Raw genomic sequence first — 1,333 nt, 5'->3', positions numbered from 1 at the left:
GGACAACTGGCCATGCCCGGACAACTGGCCATGCCCGGACAACTGGCCATGCCCGGACAACTGGCCATGCCCGGACAACTGGCCATGCCCGGACAGCCAGGGATCCCTGAACAGACGGACATGCCGGAGCCGACCGCCCCGAGCCCCTTCGAGCCCGCGTCGCGGCCGCCGATGTTCGGAGCCGACGCGCCCGGCCTGAACACCCCCGGCGTGGGCACCGCCGGGCCGGGGACCCCACGTGGCGACTCCTTCGAGCGTGGTCCGTTCGAGAGCGGTCCGTTCGAGAGCGGGCCGTTCGAGCGTGGTCCGTTCGAGACCGGTCCCTTCGGCGGCAGCCCCTTCGGGAGCAGCCCCTCGGGACGGAGCTCCGGCGCTTCGAGCTCCACTGGCCCGGTCTCCCCGTCGAACGATCCGTTCGAGACGACGAAGTTCGACTTCGATGTGAGTCCTGCCGACAGCAGCCCGTTCGACACCAACCCCTTCGCTCGCGGCCAGATCGGGGAGGCTCCCCTGGACACGCCCTGGCCGGGGCACCTCCCCCCTCCGGGCAGCACATCCTGGCCCGGTCTGCCCGCTCAGGACCGGATCGGCGTTGAGAGCGGCGTCGAGAGCGGCATCGAGAGCAGCACCGGGGGCGAGTGGCCGGGATGGCCCGGACGAGGGGCGTTCGAGGGCGACATCGATCACACCGGTCCGCTCCCCGTGGTCCGCACGTCGCCGATGGAGGCGGAGGAGGAGTTCTTGCCGATCTTCGCTGCCGTTGAGTCAGACTGGTTCAAGAAGGTCGATCTCCCCGACGAGAAGATCGACTCCGACGACACCCCGGCCGCCAAGGCGTGGTCGTCCCCGGCGGACGCCGGCTGGCAGGCGGCGAAGGCCGCGGCCGAGCCCGCGCTCGGTGGGGTCACCGCCTCCGGATTGCCGAAGCGGGTGCCCAAGGCCAACCTGGTCCCCGGCTCCGCCACGGCCCCGGCCTCCGCTCCCGTCCCCGCCGAGCAGGCGAGTGCCGCCGCCGCGACCCCGCCACCGCCGCCCGCCCTTTCGCCCGAGCGGGTACGCAGCAGGCTCGCCAGCTTCCAGCAGGGTGTACGGCAGGGCCGCGCGGTGGCGCGTGGGGAGGCCGACGAGGACCAGACATACCCTGGGGCGGCGCCGCTGGGCGATCTTTCTGCCCAGGAGACTGAGAAGGAGGACTGATGAGGGAGATGAGCCAGGCCGCGCGCGGCGTCAACTGGTTGATCACGGATTTTGTGAACAATGTGCCCGGTGTGGCCCATGCGGTGGTGGTGTCCTCGGACGGTCTGCCGCTGGCATTCTCTGACGGGTTTCCCAA

General features: G+C 71.0%; 1 protein-coding gene and 1 pseudogene. Both read left to right on the top strand.

The genetic code is table 11. The annotated features are described in order from the left end of the window. Window positions 1-1,197: pseudogene (locus tag Mth01_RS29285) on the top strand (hypothetical protein); the annotation flags it as partial. Beyond that, a partial coding sequence (locus Mth01_RS29280) for a roadblock/LC7 domain-containing protein (RefSeq protein ID WP_456154388.1) occupies window positions 1,197-1,333 on the top strand: 137 nt, incomplete at its 3' end. The pseudogene Mth01_RS29285 and the gene Mth01_RS29280, both read left to right, overlap by 1 nt.

Origin of the sequence: Sphaerimonospora thailandensis (assembly GCF_016863115.1) — a bacterium.
Lineage (GTDB): Bacteria > Actinomycetota > Actinomycetes > Streptosporangiales > Streptosporangiaceae > Sphaerimonospora > Sphaerimonospora cavernae.
This window is presented reverse-complemented; position numbering and strand designations above follow the sequence as displayed.